Origin of the sequence: Tropicimonas sediminicola, from assembly GCF_900188335.1 — a bacterium.
Lineage (GTDB): Bacteria > Pseudomonadota > Alphaproteobacteria > Rhodobacterales > Rhodobacteraceae > Tropicimonas > Tropicimonas sediminicola.
In genome coordinates, this window is the sequence record NZ_FZOY01000001.1 from 584,722 (window position 1) to 600,706 (window position 15,985).

General features: G+C 67.4%; 14 protein-coding genes. 9 read left to right on the top strand and 5 right to left on the bottom strand.

Annotation, left to right across the window (positions count from 1 at the left end):
* Positions 1-57: 57 nt before the first annotated feature.
* Positions 58-2,106, bottom strand: a complete 2,049-nt coding sequence (locus CHB86_RS02830; RefSeq protein ID WP_089231077.1) for an ABC transporter substrate-binding protein — start codon at positions 2,104-2,106, stop codon at positions 58-60.
* A gap of 119 nt (positions 2,107-2,225) precedes the next feature.
* Entirely contained in the window at positions 2,226-3,092 is an 867-nt protein-coding gene (locus CHB86_RS02835) for a LysR substrate-binding domain-containing protein (RefSeq protein ID WP_089231078.1), read from the bottom strand.
* A gap of 118 nt (positions 3,093-3,210) precedes the next feature.
* Here CHB86_RS02835 and pbfA point away from each other — a divergent pair, with 118 nt between their 5' ends.
* A complete protein-coding gene (gene pbfA, locus CHB86_RS02840; protein WP_089231080.1) occupies positions 3,211-4,569 on the top strand; it encodes a (R)-1-hydroxy-2-aminoethylphosphonate ammonia-lyase in 1,359 nt (452 codons plus the stop codon).
* Between the two features lie 61 nt (positions 4,570-4,630).
* On the opposite strand, the gene CHB86_RS02845 is transcribed toward pbfA, so the two are convergent.
* The 3 genes from CHB86_RS02845 to CHB86_RS02855 all read right to left on the bottom strand — a co-directional run bounded on the left by CHB86_RS02845 (position 4,631) and on the right by CHB86_RS02855 (position 7,702).
* Positions 4,631-6,175, bottom strand: coding sequence for a tripartite tricarboxylate transporter permease (locus CHB86_RS02845; protein WP_089231081.1), 1,545 nt, complete (start codon positions 6,173-6,175; stop codon positions 4,631-4,633).
* A 15-nt stretch (positions 6,176-6,190) separates the two neighbouring features.
* Positions 6,191-6,622, bottom strand: a complete 432-nt coding sequence (locus tag CHB86_RS02850; protein WP_089231082.1) for a tripartite tricarboxylate transporter TctB family protein — start codon at positions 6,620-6,622, stop codon at positions 6,191-6,193.
* Between the two features lie 150 nt (positions 6,623-6,772).
* Positions 6,773-7,702: a Bug family tripartite tricarboxylate transporter substrate binding protein gene (locus tag CHB86_RS02855; RefSeq protein ID WP_245837735.1), complete on the bottom strand. Its 930-nt coding sequence runs from the start codon at positions 7,700-7,702 to the stop codon at positions 6,773-6,775.
* A 269-nt stretch (positions 7,703-7,971) separates the two neighbouring features.
* On the opposite strand from CHB86_RS02855, the gene CHB86_RS02860 reads away from it, so the two are divergent.
* The 8 genes from CHB86_RS02860 (at position 7,972) to CHB86_RS02895 (ending at position 15,975) form a co-directional block, all read left to right on the top strand.
* The gene (locus CHB86_RS02860; protein WP_089231085.1) at positions 7,972-8,643 is read left to right on the top strand and encodes a response regulator transcription factor; all 672 of its coding nucleotides are present in this window, start codon (positions 7,972-7,974) and stop codon (positions 8,641-8,643) included.
* A gap of 6 nt (positions 8,644-8,649) precedes the next feature.
* Positions 8,650-10,008, top strand: a complete 1,359-nt coding sequence (locus CHB86_RS02865) for a sensor histidine kinase (RefSeq protein ID WP_089231087.1) — start codon at positions 8,650-8,652, stop codon at positions 10,006-10,008.
* Positions 10,005-11,078 carry an ABC transporter substrate-binding protein gene (locus CHB86_RS02870; protein WP_089231088.1) on the top strand — a complete coding sequence of 358 codons (1,074 nt, stop codon included), beginning with the start codon at positions 10,005-10,007 and terminating at the stop codon, positions 11,076-11,078. Before CHB86_RS02865 ends, CHB86_RS02870 begins: the two co-directional genes overlap by 4 nt.
* Before the next feature lie 124 nt (positions 11,079-11,202).
* On the top strand, positions 11,203-12,549 hold the full coding sequence (locus CHB86_RS02875) for an NAD(P)/FAD-dependent oxidoreductase (RefSeq protein WP_089231090.1): 1,347 nt from the start codon (positions 11,203-11,205) through the stop codon (positions 12,547-12,549).
* A complete protein-coding gene (locus tag CHB86_RS02880; protein WP_089231092.1) occupies positions 12,488-13,645 on the top strand; it encodes an SAM-dependent methyltransferase in 1,158 nt (385 codons plus the stop codon). The genes CHB86_RS02875 and CHB86_RS02880 overlap by 62 nt, the downstream gene beginning before the upstream one ends.
* A complete protein-coding gene (locus CHB86_RS02885) occupies positions 13,638-14,132 on the top strand; it encodes a hypothetical protein (RefSeq protein WP_089231093.1) in 495 nt (164 codons plus the stop codon). The genes CHB86_RS02880 and CHB86_RS02885 overlap by 8 nt, the downstream gene beginning before the upstream one ends.
* 8 nt (positions 14,133-14,140) lie before the next feature.
* Complete coding sequence (locus CHB86_RS02890; RefSeq protein ID WP_089231095.1) at positions 14,141-15,394, top strand: MFS transporter; 1,254 nt, start codon at positions 14,141-14,143, stop codon at positions 15,392-15,394.
* Positions 15,391-15,975 (top strand): DUF3833 family protein, encoded by a 585-nt coding sequence (locus tag CHB86_RS02895; protein WP_089231097.1) that lies wholly within the window; start codon positions 15,391-15,393, stop codon positions 15,973-15,975. The genes CHB86_RS02890 and CHB86_RS02895 overlap by 4 nt, the downstream gene beginning before the upstream one ends.
* The last annotated feature ends 10 nt before the right edge of the window (positions 15,976-15,985 follow it).

The window sequence follows — 15,985 nt, forward strand, 5'->3', positions numbered from 1 at the left end:
TGGAGAGGTCCGGGCGCCGCGAAGGGCGCCCGGGATCGTTTGCGGATGTGCCGCCGGTTACTGTTCCAGCCACCACTGCTGGGGGCGGTAGGGGTAGGTCCAGTAGTAGTCGTAGGCCTTGGCGGTGAACTCCGGCACGTTCTTCAGCGCGTTGCTGTAGACGATCGGCTCCGGGATATCGGCGACGACGCCGATCTTGATCATGTTGTCGAGGTGGATCTTCATGATCTCGGCGCCAAGCGCGTTGCTCTCGTCGGAGCCCAGCGGGTGCTGGGTGAACTCGGTCGCGGCCGCGAAGAGGCGCTGGATGTCTGCCGGCGGCTCGGTGCCCTGGGCGCCGTCGGTCTCGATCCAGGTCGCCCAGTCGGCATGGCCCTTGGGGTTGAACGGATCACCCGGGAACAGCGCGTCGGTGACGTCCTGGCTGATGTTCGGGCCGGAGACGCCATCGTTCTTCCAGGTCATCACATCGACCTCGTTGGCATTGGCCGCCGCGCGGTACTCGTCCGATGTGACCTCGCGGATGTCGACCTGGATGCCGAGGTCGGACCAGTAGCCGCTCACCAGTTCCTGGAGCTGCGACGCGGTGCCCTGGCTGGCGAAGACGATGCGGATCGCCAGCGGCTTGCCGTCGGGTCGCATCCGCACGCCGTCGCTGCCGCGGGCGAGGCCCATCTCGTCGAGCAGGGCATTGGCGCGCTCTGGGTCGAACTGGGTGAACTCCATCAGCTCTTCGGCTTCAAGGAACGGCACCGTCTTGTACTCGGTCGCGGCGGTCTGCATCGGGCGGCCCTGGCCGAGGAAGACGATCTCGTTGATCTCGTTGCGGTCCATGCCGAGCGACATCGCCTGGCTGAAACGGACGTCCGAGAAGATCTCTGCCAGCACCGGGTCCTTGTGGGTCCGGTTGAAGCTGTAGAACGGCGTCTGGCCCAGCGTCGGGGCGAGAACGACGGTGTAGTCCCCCTTGGCCTCGTTCTCCTTGAGCAGCGGGAAGTCGTTGAGCTGCATCGCCTGCTGCTTCCAGGTGACTTCGCCGTTCATGATCCGGAGGTTCACGACCTCGCTCTCGGGCACGTATTCCTCGCGGATCTCGTTGATGTAGGGAAGCTGGTTGCCGGCGGTGTCCACCATGAAGAAGTAGGGGTTGGCGACCAGCCGGCGGCCCTCGGTATTCTCGTCGATGACGATGTGCGACTCGAGCGTCGGCTTGACGCCAGTGCCGATCGCGGCCGCCTTGTCGGCGTCCTTCATCAGCGGCGAGGGAACGTCCATCCAGTCCGAGCTGCCGTAGTAGAAGTTCACCGCCTCGCTCTCGTTGGCGAAGCCGTGCTGTTCGCGCAGGGCGGCGGCGTCGGGATTGTACTTGTCGAGGAACCGGCCGAGGAAATGCTTGGGCAGGAACGTCTGGCCGTAGTCGATGGCCCAGCGGTTCAGCAGGTTGGGCTGCGCGATCGGGAAGGTGAACTTGACCGTCGTTTCGTCCAGCGCCTCGACCGTGGCGGGTTCACCATTGAACACCCAGCGGCCCGGAGCCTTTTCGATGACAGCCGGGTTCATCAGCACGTCGTTGTACCAGAACACCACGTCATCGGCGGTGAAGGGCGCGCCGTCCGACCACTTGTGGCCGGCCCGCAGGGAGAAGGTCAGCTCGGTGAAGTCGTCGTTCCATTCCCATGACTTGGCGACGTTGGGAACGATGGTCTGCAGGTCGTCGGAATAGCGCACGAGGTTGACGTGGCGGATCGACAGGAGGTCCGAGGTGCCGGATTCGGTGCCGCGCGACAGCCCGGTCAGGACACCGCCATAGGCGCCGACCTGCTCGTAGGGCACCACGACCAGCGGCTCGGCGGGCAGGCGCTCGGCCAGCGGCGGCAACTCCGGGTTGCCGAGAATGCGGGCGTTCATCTCGCCAGCGGCGGGGTTCTCGGAAAAGCCGAGATCGCAGGCAGCCTGTTCCTCGAACTGGGCGAGCTCGAACTGTTGCGGGTAGTCCGGGCTCAGACCGCCCATGTCGGCGACGGTGATGGCCGGGCAGTCGGCAAAGGCGGGCAGGCTCAGCGCGATCAGCGCGGCGCCCGAAAGGTAAGCGGATTTGATGGACATGTCTCAGCATCCCTCGCTGGTGGCATTGCGAGGATCCGGCTAACTCGTCTATGCGACAATTTTGTAAAGCTATCCGTTCTATAGCTTTTGGTTATCAAGTGGCCGACGTCACCAAAGTGTCATGGACGGCCGGGGATCAGGTCCAGAAAGCGGCTGACCGCGCGGACGGATTGCATCTGTGGCAGGCAGACCGCGTATTGCCTTGCGCGCAGCCCGCTGCCGGCGATCTCGACGCCGACGAGCTCGTCGCTGGGGAGGATCTCCACATCCATCGCGACGCCCAGTCCGAGCCCGAGTTTCACCATGGTAACGATCGAGCCCCAGGATCCGACGCCGAGAATCGTGTTGGGCTCCACGCGGGCGAGCCGCGCCGAGGCTTCGAAGATGCGCCGCGTTCCGGAGCTTTTCTCGCGCTGCACCAGCGGATAGGCGACGGCCTCGTCCCAGGTGATGGAGGCACGCCCGGAATAGGGATGATCGCGCGGCACCGCGAGCACGATCCGCGCCTCGCAGATCTCGTGACCGACGAGGTGCGACGGGATCTCTCGCGCGGTGATGAAGCAGACGTCAAGCTGGCCGGATTCCAGCTCGGGCAGCAGGTCGTGGCTGGCCATCGCCCGTGCCTCCACCCGGATGTCCGGGTAGGTCTTCATGTAGCGGGAGATGTAGGGCACCGCGATCTGGTAGGTCGAATAGCCGATGGCAAGCTGGCCGACGTTCAGCGCGTGCTGGTCGTCGAGCAGCGTCTCGATATCCTCGGTGACCGCGAGCACGGAGCGGATCGAGGGCAGGATCTCCTTCAGCAACGGCGTGGCTTCCACCTCGTGACCGTTCCGGTGAAACAGCCGCACGCCATATTGGCTCTCCAGCGCCTGGACGCGGGTCGAGACCGACGGCTGGGAGACGCCGATGTCGCGCGCGGCAAGGGAGAAATTGCCGAGCCGGTCGACGGCTCTGAGCTGGCTGAGAGAAAGCCGCTTCGGCATTGGGCCCCCGTCGTTCCGGCCGGTTTCGCGATGGCCGAACGCTAGCGCCCGGCACCGGATTCGGCAAACTGTCACAGAACGCGGCTATCAGGTCGGGTCTGACCGGGCGGAGTTCCAGATGACCACGATCCATACCGAAGGCGAGTCCAACACCTCCGAGGCGCGGCGGCGCTGGGAGGTGGCACATACCGGCGCGATGAGCGGCGCGCTCCTGCAGCGCGATTCCGACGCCTTTCTGCACCAGAGCCTGTCGACCCCTTGTGTCGGCACGATCCGCCGGGCGGAGGGGATCTGGATCGAGGATCTCGACGGGCGCCGCTACATGGATTTCCACGGTAATTCGGTGCACCACGTCGGCTGGGGCCATCCGAGGGTCGTGCAGGCGATCAAGGACCAGATGGACGTGCTGCCCTTCTCGCCCCGGCGCTTCACCAACGAAACCGCGGTCGACCTCGCCGAGAAACTCGGCGCGCTGGCGCCAGGCGATCTGTCAAAGGTGCTGTTCACAACCGGCGGGTCCGACGCCAACGAGGTTGCGCTCCGGATTGCGCGCGCCGCGACCGGCCGGTTCAAGACGCTGTCGTTCTGGGATGCCTTTCACGGCGCGGGCTTCGGGGCGTCCTCGGTCGGGGGCGAGGCGACGTTCCGGAGCCATATCGCCGGTCCGTTGCTCCCCGGGGCCGAGCATGTCGCGCCCTTCGCCTGCTATCGCTGCCCCTATGGCCATGCGGGGCCGGAGAGCTGCAATCTCGCCTGCGCCGGCATGATCGACTTCGTGCTCGGGCGGGAGGGCGACATCGCGGCCGTCATCGCCGAGCCGATGCGCGCCGTGCCATACGTGCCGCCTGCGGGCTTCTGGCAAGCGGTGCGGGAGGCCTGCGACCGGCATGGCGCATTGCTCATCATGGACGAGATTCCGACCGGTCTGGGCAAGACCGGCGCGTTCTTCGCCTTCGAGCATGATGGAATCGTGCCCGACATCGTGACCCTCGGAAAGGCGCTCGGCGGGGGCATCCTGCCCATCGCCGCCTGCATCGCCCGGCGCGATCTCGATATCTGCGGCGACTTCGCGATCGGCCACTACACCCACGAGAAGAACCCGGTAACCGCGGCCGCGGCGCTGGCGACGATCGCGGTGATCGAGGAGGAGGGGCTGGTGGAGCGCTCGGCCCGGCTGGGTGCGGGGGCCATGGATCGGCTGGCGGCCTTCGCCGAGACTTGCCCGATCGTCGGAGACGTGCGGGGCAGGGGCCTGATGTTCGGGGTCGAGATCGTCGAGGACCGGGCGAGCAAGGCGCCGGGGAACGCGGCGGCGGAGCGAATCTACTACCGGTGCATGGCAGCGGGGCTGAGCTTCAAGATAAGCCAGGGTTCGGTGCTGACCCTCTCGCCGCCCCTGACCATTGCGGAGGACGACCTCGACCGGGCCTTGGGGATCGTGGAGGCCGCGATCTCCGAGGAGCTTGCGTCCCGCTGAAACGGAAACCGGCGCGCCATGGTTCGGCGCGCCGGTGTGTCGTGGTTCCCGAAGGTGAGGGTCAGTCGACCAGTTCGCCCTCGTCTTCCTTGCTGGCGGCCAGCTTCATGCGTCGCTTGAGCGCTGCGCCGAAGATGATCGGCAGGATGAACCCGACGAAAGCGATGACCCAGAGGCCGATCGCCAGCGGCGAGCCGACCAGCACCGACCAGTCACCGTCGGAGATCGAGATCGCGCGGCGCAGGTTCGCCTCCATCGCGTTGCCCAGCAGGATGCCGAGGATGATCGGCACCAGCGGCACGTCGAGCTTGCGCAGCAGCCAGCCGAGCACGCCGAAGAGCACCATCACCAGCAGGTCGAAGCTGGAGCCCGAAATGCCGTAGATGCCGACGAAGGAGACCATCGCGACGACGGGCATCAGGATCCGCGGCGGGACCAGCAGCACGCGGGTGAACATGCCGACCATCGGGATGTTCATTGCCAGCAGCATGAAGTTGCCGATGAAGAGGGCGGCGATAAGGCCCCAGACGACGTCCGGGTTCTGGGTGAAAAGCAACGGGCCGGGCGTGATGTTGAGCGCCAGAAGCACCGCCAGCAGCACCGCCGTTGTGCCCGAACCGGGCACGCCGAGCGCCAGCATCGGCACCAGCGCACCGCCGGCCGCCGCGTTGTTGCCCGCCTCCGGCGCAGCCACGCCGCGCGGGTCGCCGGTGCCGAAAGTGCCCTCGCGGTCGACCAGGCGCTTTTCCATCGAGTAGGAGATGAAGGAGCCCAGCGAGGCCCCCGCACCCGGCAGCACACCGGCCACGAAGCCCAGCACGGAGGTCCGCAGCATGGTCGGCGTGCAGTATTTCAGCATCGAGAGCGACGGGGTGATCCGCCCGATCTCGACCTTCTTGGCCGAGGCCTCGCTCTCTCCGTGGCGATGCTCGAGGAAGATCAGCACCTCGGACAGGGCGAAGAGGCCGACCAGCGCGACGAGGAAGTCGATGCCGTCATAGAGATGCACCTCGCCGAAGGTGAAGCGCGGCACGCCGGTTTGGCCGTCGACGCCGATCATCGCGATGCCGAGGCCAAGAGCCGCGGCGAAGGCGGCCTTGGCCTGGTTGGTCGAGGAGATACCGCCGAGGGTGGCAAAGGCCAGCGTGAACAGGGCGAAGTATTCCGCCGGACCGAACAGCAGCGCGACCTTGACGAGCTGCGGCGCGATGAAGACGAGCCCCCAGGTCGCCAGGAAGGCGCCCACGAAGGAGGCCACGCCAGAGAGCGCCAGCGCCTCGCCGGCGCGGCCCTTCTGGGCCATCGGGTAGCCGTCGAGGCAGGTCATCAGCGCCGGCTCGTCGCCGGGAATGTTGAGCAGGATCGAGGAGATCCGTCCGCCGTACATGGCGCCGTAGTAGACGCTGGTCAGCAGGATCAGCGCCGCGGTGGGCGGCAGGCCGAGGGTGAAGGCGAGCGGGATCAGGATCGCCACGCCGTTCGACGGCCCGAGGCCGGGCAGGGCGCCCATGATGGTCCCGAGAAAGCAGCCGAGCGCCGCGAGCATCAGGTTTTGGAGGGTGAAGGCGACGGAGAAGCCGTCCCCGAGGGATGCCAGGACTTCCATTGAATTCTTCTCCTGTCAGAAACCGAACGGACCGCGGGCGAGCGAGAGCCCGAGGATCACCCGGAACACCAGGTAGATGCCGCCGGAGGTCAGGACGCCCACGAGAACGGATTGCAGCGGCCGGGTGCCCAGCCTCCAGGTGAGGTAGGACGAGGCCAGCGCGGTCGCGATGATGAAGCCCAGGACCGGCAGAAGCTCGGCGTAGAGCACCATGACGGCCACCGCCATGACGATCTCGAAAAGCCGGGCGGGTGCGGGCCATTCCGGGCCGACGTCGGGCTTGACCAGGAAGTAGAGCGAGCTCAGGCCGAGCACGACGCCGATGATGATCGGGAAGGCACTGGGGCCGACGACGTCCGAGAACGGGCTGATCTCGATGAGCGTCGCCTGCCAGATGAAGAACAGGGACAGGACGATGCCTGTCCCGCCAAGAATTCGGTCACTCATGGTGGTCCTCCCAGCTGAGCGTATGAACGGGTGCTGTGGCCGGGATGCGCCGGCGCGTGGCGGCGTGTCCGGTCCGGGCCGTGGCCGGCGTCTGCCGGGTCTGGCAAAGGTCCGGGGCAGCGGGTGCCGCCCCGGAGGTTGCGGGATCGCTTACTGCGTGATCGCCGCGGTCAGGTCCTTGATGGTCGCCACGGACTCGGCCACGAAGGCTTCGAAGTCGGCGCCCTGCAGATCGAGCGGCTCGAGGCCGTTCGCTGCCATGACCTCTTTCCATTCCGGCGAGTCGTAGAGTGCCTTGATCTGGCCGACCCAGTGGTCGTAGGCCTCGTCCGACATGCCCTTGGGCGCATAGAAGCCGCGCCAGTTGGCGCCAAGCGCCTCGATGCCCTGCTCGGTCGCGGTCGGGAACTTGGAGAAGTCGCCCGACAGACGCTCCGGCGCGAGCACGGCGATCACCTTGATGTCGCCGGAATCCACGAAGCCCTTGGCCTCCGAGATGTCGCCCGAGAAGGCCTGCACCGACCCCGCCAGAAGCTGGGTCACGGCCTCGCCGCCGCCATCGAAGGCGATGTATTTCACGGAGCGGAAGTCGTCGATGCCGCCGGCCTTGGCCGCGATCAGCACCTTGAGATGGTCCCAGCCGCCCACGGCGGAGCCGCCGGCGACCGCGATCGAGGCCGGGTCTGCCTTGATCTGGTCGAGCAGCGCGGGGAGCGTCTCGATCTCGGAATCGGCGGCCACGGCGATCACGCCGTAGTCGGCGCCGATGGTGGCAAGCCAGCGGACCTGGTCCATCGTGTTGCCGGGGTAGGCGCCGGTGGCCAGGCGCGTTGCGGTCGCCGTGGAGGCCGCGACGATCAGGTCATTGTCGTCGCCGCGCTTGTTCACGACCTCGGCAAAGGCCACGCCGCCGCCGCCGCCGGCGAGGTTGACGACCTGCATGGTCGAGCCGATCAGGCCCAGGTCCTGCATGGTCTTGCCGACCTGCCGGCAGGTGAAGTCCCAGCCGCCGCCCGGGTTGGCCGGGGCGATGCATTCGGGCTGCTCGGGCTCGAAAGCCGAGGCCGGCGCCAGGGCCATGCCGGTTGCGACGACCGCGCCGGCCAGCGCGAAACGCAGCGAGTGTTGAAACCGCATTGTGTCTCCTCCTATGAATGTCCTCCGCACGCAGCCCGGACGGGCTCGCGCGCTGGTCCACCCCTCTAGCGGACCAATCTGTCGTGAAACTGTCTTGTTTGGTTGCCGGTGATCTGGCGCAGAGTTGTCACGCGTCTCCGGTAGCGGCTAGAGTAGCAAAAAAAGGTGTTTTGGTGAAGGGAACTTCGCCGGAAGACGGGGAGGAACAGGGGATGCGCGTGCTGCTTCTCGAGGACGCGCCGGACGTGGCCGAAGCCATCATCGAGCGATTCCGGCAACGCGGCGACGTGGTGGATCACGTCGCCACCCTGAGAAGCGCCTATGACTTCATATCCGTGCAGGAGTACGACGTGGCGATCCTCGACATCGGGCTTCCGGATGGCGAGGGGACGGAGGTACTCAAGTCGCTGCGCGCCAGGCAGGTGCCGACCCCGGTGCTGATGTTGACCGCGCGGACGCAAGTCGACGACCGGGTCTCCGCGCTAGACAGCGGCGCCGACGACTACCTCGGGAAACCCTTCGATCTTCGCGAGCTGGAAGCCCGCGTCCGGGCGCTGCACCGGCGCGGCATGGGCGAGCTGACGGGCGTGCTGGAATTCGAGAACCTGACACTCGACACCGCCGGCGGCGTGGCACGGATTGGCGGCGAGCCGGTGACGCTGACCCGGCGCGAGATATCGCTGCTGGAGATCCTGATGAACAACCGGGGCAGGGTGGTGCCGAAGGACAAGATCTACGACCGGATGTTCGCCTTTGGCGACGAACCCTCCAGCCTGAACGCGGTCGAGATCCAGATCGGCCGGCTGCGCAAGAAGCTCGATGGCAGCGGCACGGCGATCAAGACCCTGCGGGGCCTCGGCTACCAGCTCGTGGCGGCAGGCTAGGGCGGGATGCCGCGTCGCCGCTACTCCCTGACCACGCGGCTCGTGCTGTCCATTGCGGCTGTCTTCGCGATCGGCGGCGGCGCGGTCTCCTATGCCGCCTTCGCCTATGGCCAGAGGGCGGCGCAAGCGTCTTTCGACCAGCTCCTGATCGGCGCGGCCCGGCAGATCTCGCGCTCGGTGACGCCGAGCAACGGGATCCTCGTCACCGACCTGCCGGTCTCCGCCTTCGAGCTGCTGTCGCTCGCGCCGGAGGACCGGATCGTCTACGGCGTTTTCGACAGTGACCGGGGGTTCGTGACCGGCTATCCGGACGTGGTGCCGAGCGAGGGAGACACGACCTTCGAAACCCGGGAGATCGAAGGCGAGCCGTTCCGGATCGCCCAGGTCGTCCGCCCTTTTGCCGAGCGCGACTATGGCGGTTCCGCGGTGGTTCTGGTGGGTCAGACGCTGCGTGCCCGGCAGAAGATGGCGGCCGAGATCACCCGCAACGCCATGATCGCGGCCGGCAGCTTCGGAATTTTGCTGTCAGTGCTGGCCGCCCTTGCCGTGCGCGCCGCCTTCGCGCCGCTGCGCAAGATCGAACGCCAGATCCAGGGCCGGTCGGCGAAGGACCTCAACCCGCTCGATCTCGACGTGCCGCGCGAGGTCGAAAGCCTCGTCGCCGCGCTCGACCGCTTCATTCTGCGGCTGCGCCGCCAGATCGACGTGATGCAGGGGTTCATCGCGGACGCCTCGCACCAGATCCGCACCCCCATCGCGGCCCTGCGGGCGCAGGCCGATCTGGCCGCCGAGGAGACCGACCCGGCCGCGCTGCGGCGGATCGCGGAGCGGATCTCCACCCGGTCGGTCAACCTCAGCCGCCTGACCGACCAGCTCCTGACCCATGCGCTGATCATCCACCGCGCCGACGCCTTCGATCTCGCCGCGCTCGACCTGCGCCAGGTGGCGGTGCAGGTGGCGGAGGAGTTCGACCACGATCAGCTCGCCGATGCCTCCCACCTGGAGCTCGATCTTCCCGAGGATGCCGTGCCCTGCCAGGGCGACATGCTCTCGCTGGTCGAGGCCTGCAAGAACCTCGTCGCCAACGCCCTGCGCCATGGCGAGCCGCCGATCACCCTGCGCGTCGGTATGGAGGGAGGGCGCCCCTTCATCGCGGTGCGCGACCTGGGAGACGGCATCCCGGAGGCGGACTGGGCAGGGGCCGCGAAACGATATTCTCGCAGCTCCGGCGTCTCGCCGGAAAGCGCGGGGCTTGGGCTGGCCATCGTGGCATCGGTTGCCCGGGCGCACCGGGGGCGCTTGCTGTTCGCCCGCCCGGACGGCGGCGGATTCGAGGTCCGCATGGAATTTCAGGGGGGCGCATGACCGGGATCGGGAAATGGGTCAGGCCGATCGCGCTCTGGGCCGCGACTGCTGCCGCCGCGAGCGCCGAGCCCGAGGCGGTGAAGATCTATGGCTCGGAAGCGGTGCGGGACGAGATCGTGGTTCGGAGCACAACCGACATCGAACTGCTGGAGCCGCTCCTGCGGGCCTTTGCCGCCAGCGCGCCGCAAAGCCTGGTTCGCTATGAGCAGTGGAACTCCAACCCCCTCTATGCCGACGCGGCCCGGGCCTGCCGGACCGGCGCGAACGCGGCCGACCTGGTGATCAGCTCGGCGGTGGACCAGCAGGTGAAGCTGGTCAACGACGGCTGCGCCCAGCCGCACTGGCCCGTGGCCGACGAGCCGGGAACCGGACCCGTGGCGAACTGGCGTAACGAGGTCTTCGGCATCACGGTCGAGCCCGCCGTCATCGTCTACAATTCCGATTTCGTGACCTTCGACGAAGCCCCCATGTCGCGCTTCGACATCATCGACCTGCTGCGCCCCACGGAGAGCCGATTTGCCGGGCGGGTCGCGACCTATGACATTCAGGCCTCCGGGCTCGGGTATCTCTTCGCCTTCCTGGACAGCCAGCAGGCTACCACCTTCGGCAGCATGATCGAGGCCTTCGCCAGGGCGGGCGCGGTCGCGACCTGCTGCTCGGCCGAGATCATCGACGGCGTCGCGGACGGCCGCTACCTGATCGCCTATAACGTGCTTGGCTCCTATGCGCTGAACCGGGCGGAGACCGCCGACAACCTGGTCGTCGTGGCGCCCTCCGACTACACCCTGATCCTGCGCCGCGCGGCCCTGATCCCGAAGGATGCGGGCAACCCGGCGGGCGCGGCGCAACTTCTGGACTTCATCCTTTCCGCAGAGGGCAGGCGGCTCCTGGCGGAGAAGCATCTCTTCGTCGATGTGGGCAATGCGGAAGAAGGCGGCGTCGACGTACCGCTGGCCACCGGCGCGGCAGTGCGGGAGATCCCGTTGTCGCCGGTGCTCCTCGTGGGGCTCGACCGGCAGAAGCGAGCGGCCTTCATCGACCTCTGGCGCTCCACGTTCCGCCGCGACTGACCGGGCCGCACCGGATTGTAACGAATATCAAAACCAGAAAATGCCAGCGGCTTGGGCGCGGCTTTTCCTGATCCAGACAGGCCGGCGGAACGTAACCCCTCCAAAAGATGATGCGAGGGCACCCATGTTCGATTGCAAGCCGGAAACCGGAAGAAAGCGGATCGCCGTCGTCGGCGCGGGCATTTCCGGCCTCTCCGCCGCCTACTACCTCGGCGAGACCCATGACGTGACGGTGTTCGAGGCCGCGGGGCGCCTTGGCGGGCACGCGCGAACGGTGGTGGCCGGGCGCAATGGCGATCAGCCGGTAGACACGGGATTTATCGTGTTCAACTACGCAACCTATCCGCACCTGACCCGGCTCTTTCGCGACCTGGACGTGCCGGTGACCCGCAGCGACATGACCTTTGGCGCCAGCATCGACAACGGCCGGATCGAATATGGTCTGGGCAGCCTCGGCGCGCTGGCCGCACAGCGGCGCAACCTGCTGCGTCCGCAGTTTCACGGCATGGTCGCGGACATCCTGCGATTTGGGAAAAACGCCGAAGCGGCGGCGGAGGACGACAGCCGCACCATTGGCGAGCTGGTCGACGCGCTCGGCCTCGGCGCCTGGTTCCGCAACTACTACCTCATGCCGATGTGCGGCGCGATCTGGTCGACCCCGGTGGAGGAGGTGGACCGCTTCCCCGCGCGGTCGCTGGTCCGGTTCTTCCGCAACCACGCCCTGCTGGCTGGAAGCGGCAAGCACCAATGGTGGACCGTGAAGGGCGGGAGCGTGGAATACCTGCGCCGGCTCGAGGCCGCGTTGCTGGCGCGGGGCGTCACGATACGTCTCAATGCGCCGGCCGTGGGCCTGACCCGCAGCGCATCGGGCGCCACGCTTCGCACCGCGGGCGGGCACGAGGATACCTTCGACGAGGTGATCCTTGCCTGTCATTCCGACCAGGCGCTCGCGATCCTCGGGAATGGCGCAACGGCGCAGGAGCGCGAGAACCTCGGCGCGATCCGCTACCAGTCCAACCGCGCCGTGCTGCATTGCGACCCCGGCCAGATGCCGAGGCGGCGCGCCTGCTGGTCGAGCTGGGCCTATCGCTCGCAGGACGGCGCGATCGGCGTGACCTACTGGATGAACCGCCTGCAGGCGATCGACGAGGGCGACCCGCTCTTCGTCACGCTCAACCCCACCTCCGAGATCCCCGAGCACCTGGTTTACGACGTCAAGGACTTCGCCCACCCGGTCTTTGACGGGGCGGCGCTGCGCGCGCAGCGCGGCCTCAGGGCGATCCAGGGTCAGAACCGGACCTGGTTTGCCGGCGCCTACAACCGCCACGGCTTTCACGAGGACGGCATCGCCAGCGCGCTTCGCGTCGTGCGCGCCATAACCCAGACGACGCAGATGGAAGGACCCCGCCATGACACTGACCGGCAAAGCCATGAAGACCGAACTGCTCTCGGCCTGCGAGCGCCTGCGTGAGGGCCAGCTGACGCTGCGCACCCCCGAGGGCGACGTGCATCGCTTCGGCGACACCGGGCCGGAAGCCGAAATGGTGATCCGCGACTGGGCGGCCATCACCGCTCTGGCCGCGCACGGGCAGGTCGGGCTGGGCGAGGCCTATGTCCAGGGCCTGTGGGACACGCCATCGGTCGAGGGGCTGGTGACCCTCGCGATGCGCAACCGCGAGGAGTTCGGCGCCTTCGATCACGCGAGCGGCGTGAACCGGCTGAAATTCCGGCTGGTGGACAGCGTATTGCGCGCCAATTCCCGCCGCGGGGCGCGCAAGAACATCCGCGCCCATTACGACGTCGGCAACGAGTTCTACCAGCTCTGGCTCGACGAGGGGATGACATACTCCTCGGCGCTGTTCGACGGCGCGTCGGACGACCTGGCGCAGGGGCAGATCCGCAAGAACGCGCGCGCCCTGTCGCGGCTGACCGACGGCGAACAGATCCTCGAGATCGGCTGCGGCTGGGGTGGGTTCGCCGAGCAGGCGGCCGAGGACGGGCGCCGCGTCTCCGGTGTCACCATCTCGCGCAACCAGCACAGCTATGCAGAGGCCCGTCTCGACGGGCGCGCCGACATCCAGCTTTGCGACTACCGCGACATCTCCGGTCGCTATGACAACATCGTCTCCATCGAGATGATCGAGGCGGTCGGGGAACGCTACTGGCCCAGCTATTTCGGCGTCATCAAGCGCAACCTCGCCGAGGGCGGAAAGGCGCTTATCCAGGCGATCACCGTGCCGGACAGTTTCTTCGAGACCTACCGGGCCTCCTCGGATTTCATCCGCCAGTACGTGTTCCCCGGCGGGATGCTGCTCTCGGATCGGGTGATCGCGGACCAGGCGCGCGCGGCCGGCCTCGCGGTGCAGGGCAACTTCGTCTTCGGGCAGGACTACGCGCGGACCTGCCGGATCTGGGCCGAGCGGCTGGTTCAGCAGAAACGCCGGGTGGACGAGCTGGGCCATGGAGACGGGTTCTTCCGCACCTGGCAGTACTACCTCGAGATCTGCGCGGCCTCCTTCGCGGTCGGCCATACCAATGTCGTCCAGGTGGAGCTTGCCCATGCCTAGGCCGCTCCTCCTCGCCCTTCTTCTGGCCGCATCGCAACTTGCTCATGTGCCGGTGGCCGAGGCGGCCTTTGCCGGCGCGCGCGAGCGCGGCTCGGCCGTTTACCGGTATTTCGGGCTGCCGCTCTACGAGGCGCGGCTCTTTACGCCGGGCGGGGCGCCGCTGGACTGGAACGCGCCCTTCGGGCTGGAGCTGCGCTACATGCGCAACCTCACGCAATACGATCTCGTCGAGGGCACCATGCGGGAGCTGGAGCGCACAGGCGGCGCACTGCCCGTCCGCGGCAAGCTGGAAACGTGCTTTGATGCCGTGAGCAAGGGCGACCGCTACCTGGCGGTGACCCAGGGGCCGGATCGGATCGCCTTCTTCCGCAACGGGCAGCAGACCTGCACGCTCGCGCACCCGCAGATCACCTCGCGGTTCATGGGCATCTTCCTTGGCGAGAACACGCGCTCCAGCGCCTTCACCCGGAAGCTGCGCGGCCAATGAGTGCAGGGATGCGATCACGGGAGGCGGGGTCGGTGAGCCTCTATCCGCGGGTGAGCCTTTACGCGCTCATGCTCGCGGCGGCGGGCATCCCGCTCTATATCCACCTGCCGCGATTTGCGTCGGTCCAGCTCGACATCGGGCTCGCGACCATCGGATCGCTCCTGCTGGCGATCCGTCTTGTGGACCTGGTGCAGGACCCGGCCATCGGCTGGGCGATAGACCGCTGGCCGCGGGCGCAGGCCGCCTTTGCCATGACCGCCGCCGCCGGGCTGGCGATCGGCTTCCCGCTGCTTTTCGCCCTCGAGCCCGGCCCGGGGCTGGCCTGGCAGCTCCCGGCGACACTGGTCCTTCTGTTCTCCGCCTACAGCCTCGGCATGATCCTGCTTTACGGCCGCAGCGCGACGCTGGCCGCGCGCCCGGAGCCGCGGGAGCTTATGACGCTCGCGGCATGGCGCGAGGCGGGGATGCTGGCCGGCGTGGTGCTCGCCGCACTCGCGCCCACGCTGCTTGCGGGGCAGGGCGGAGAGGCCGAAGGGTATCGCTCTTTCGGTCTGCTGCTCGGAGCCGTCGCCTGCCTCGTCGCGGCCCTGAGCCTGCCGATGTGGCGACGCCCGGTGCGCCCCGGATCGGCGCTGTCCCTGGCGGGGTTGCGCAAGGCGGGCGCCACGCGCCTTCTCGTGCTGGCGCTGGTCAACAGCCTGCCCGTCGCGATCACCTCCACACTGTTCCTGTTCTTCGTGGAGGACAGGCTGCAGCTTCCGGGTATGGCCGGGCCATTCCTGATCTTGTTCTTCCTCTGCGCGGGGCTGAGCGTGCCAGGCTGGGCGCGGCTGAGCAACCGGATCGGGGCGCGGTCCGTGCTGCTCCTCGCCATGCCCCTGGCCATTCTCGGCTTCGTCGGCGCGGGCTTCATCGGCCCGGGGAATGCAGTCGCCTTTGCCGCGATCTGCATTGCATCCGGCGCGGCTCTCGGGGCCGACATGGTGGTGCTGCCTGCCATGTTCTCTGTCGCGCTGACCCGAGCGGGGCTCAACGCCTCCGCCGCCTTCGGCATCTGGTCCTTTGCCGGAAAGCTCGGCCTTGCGCTCGCCGCGTTCCTCGTGCTGCCCGCGCTGGACCTCAGCGGCTTCGCCCCCGGGCAAGAAAACGCGCAGGGCGCCATCCGGGCGCTCACCATCGCCTATGCCTTCGTTCCTTGCGTCCTGAAACTCTTCGCCATGGCTCTTGTCCTGGCGCTGCCAAGAGAGGAGCCGACCCCATGACGACAAATGCCATCCTGATAGTCCTGCTGCTGATCCTCCTGGTGGTGGCGATCCGGGCAAAGCTGCTCAGCTTTCGCGCCCAGAAACCCGAGGATTACGCCTCCACCGCGCCACGGTTCGACCTGAGCGAGGTGCTGAATGGCACGATCGCTTCCGAAGGAGTGATCTACGGGCCGACGGGCCGCATGACCAACAGCTTCGTTGCCCGGATGGAGGGCGAATGGACGGGCCGCAAGGGCACGCTCACCGAGGACTTCACCTATTCCAACGGCAACCGGATGCAGCGCAAGTGGTTCCTGGAGCTGCGGGACGACACCCATTTCGTTGCCACCGCCGAGGATATCGAGGGCGAGGGGCAGGGCGTGATCTCGGGCGCCACGGTCATGCTGCGCTACCGCATCCGGCTGCCCGAGGAGGCCGGCGGATATGTGCTCGACACCACCGACTGGATGTACCTGATGGAGGATGGCGCGATCATGAACCGCTCCGAGATGCGCAAGTTCGGCATCAAGGTCGCGGAGCTGGTCGCGACGATGCGCCCCGCGGATGCCAAGGCGCGCGACGCGCTCGCCGCCGAATAGGCAAGGGAGG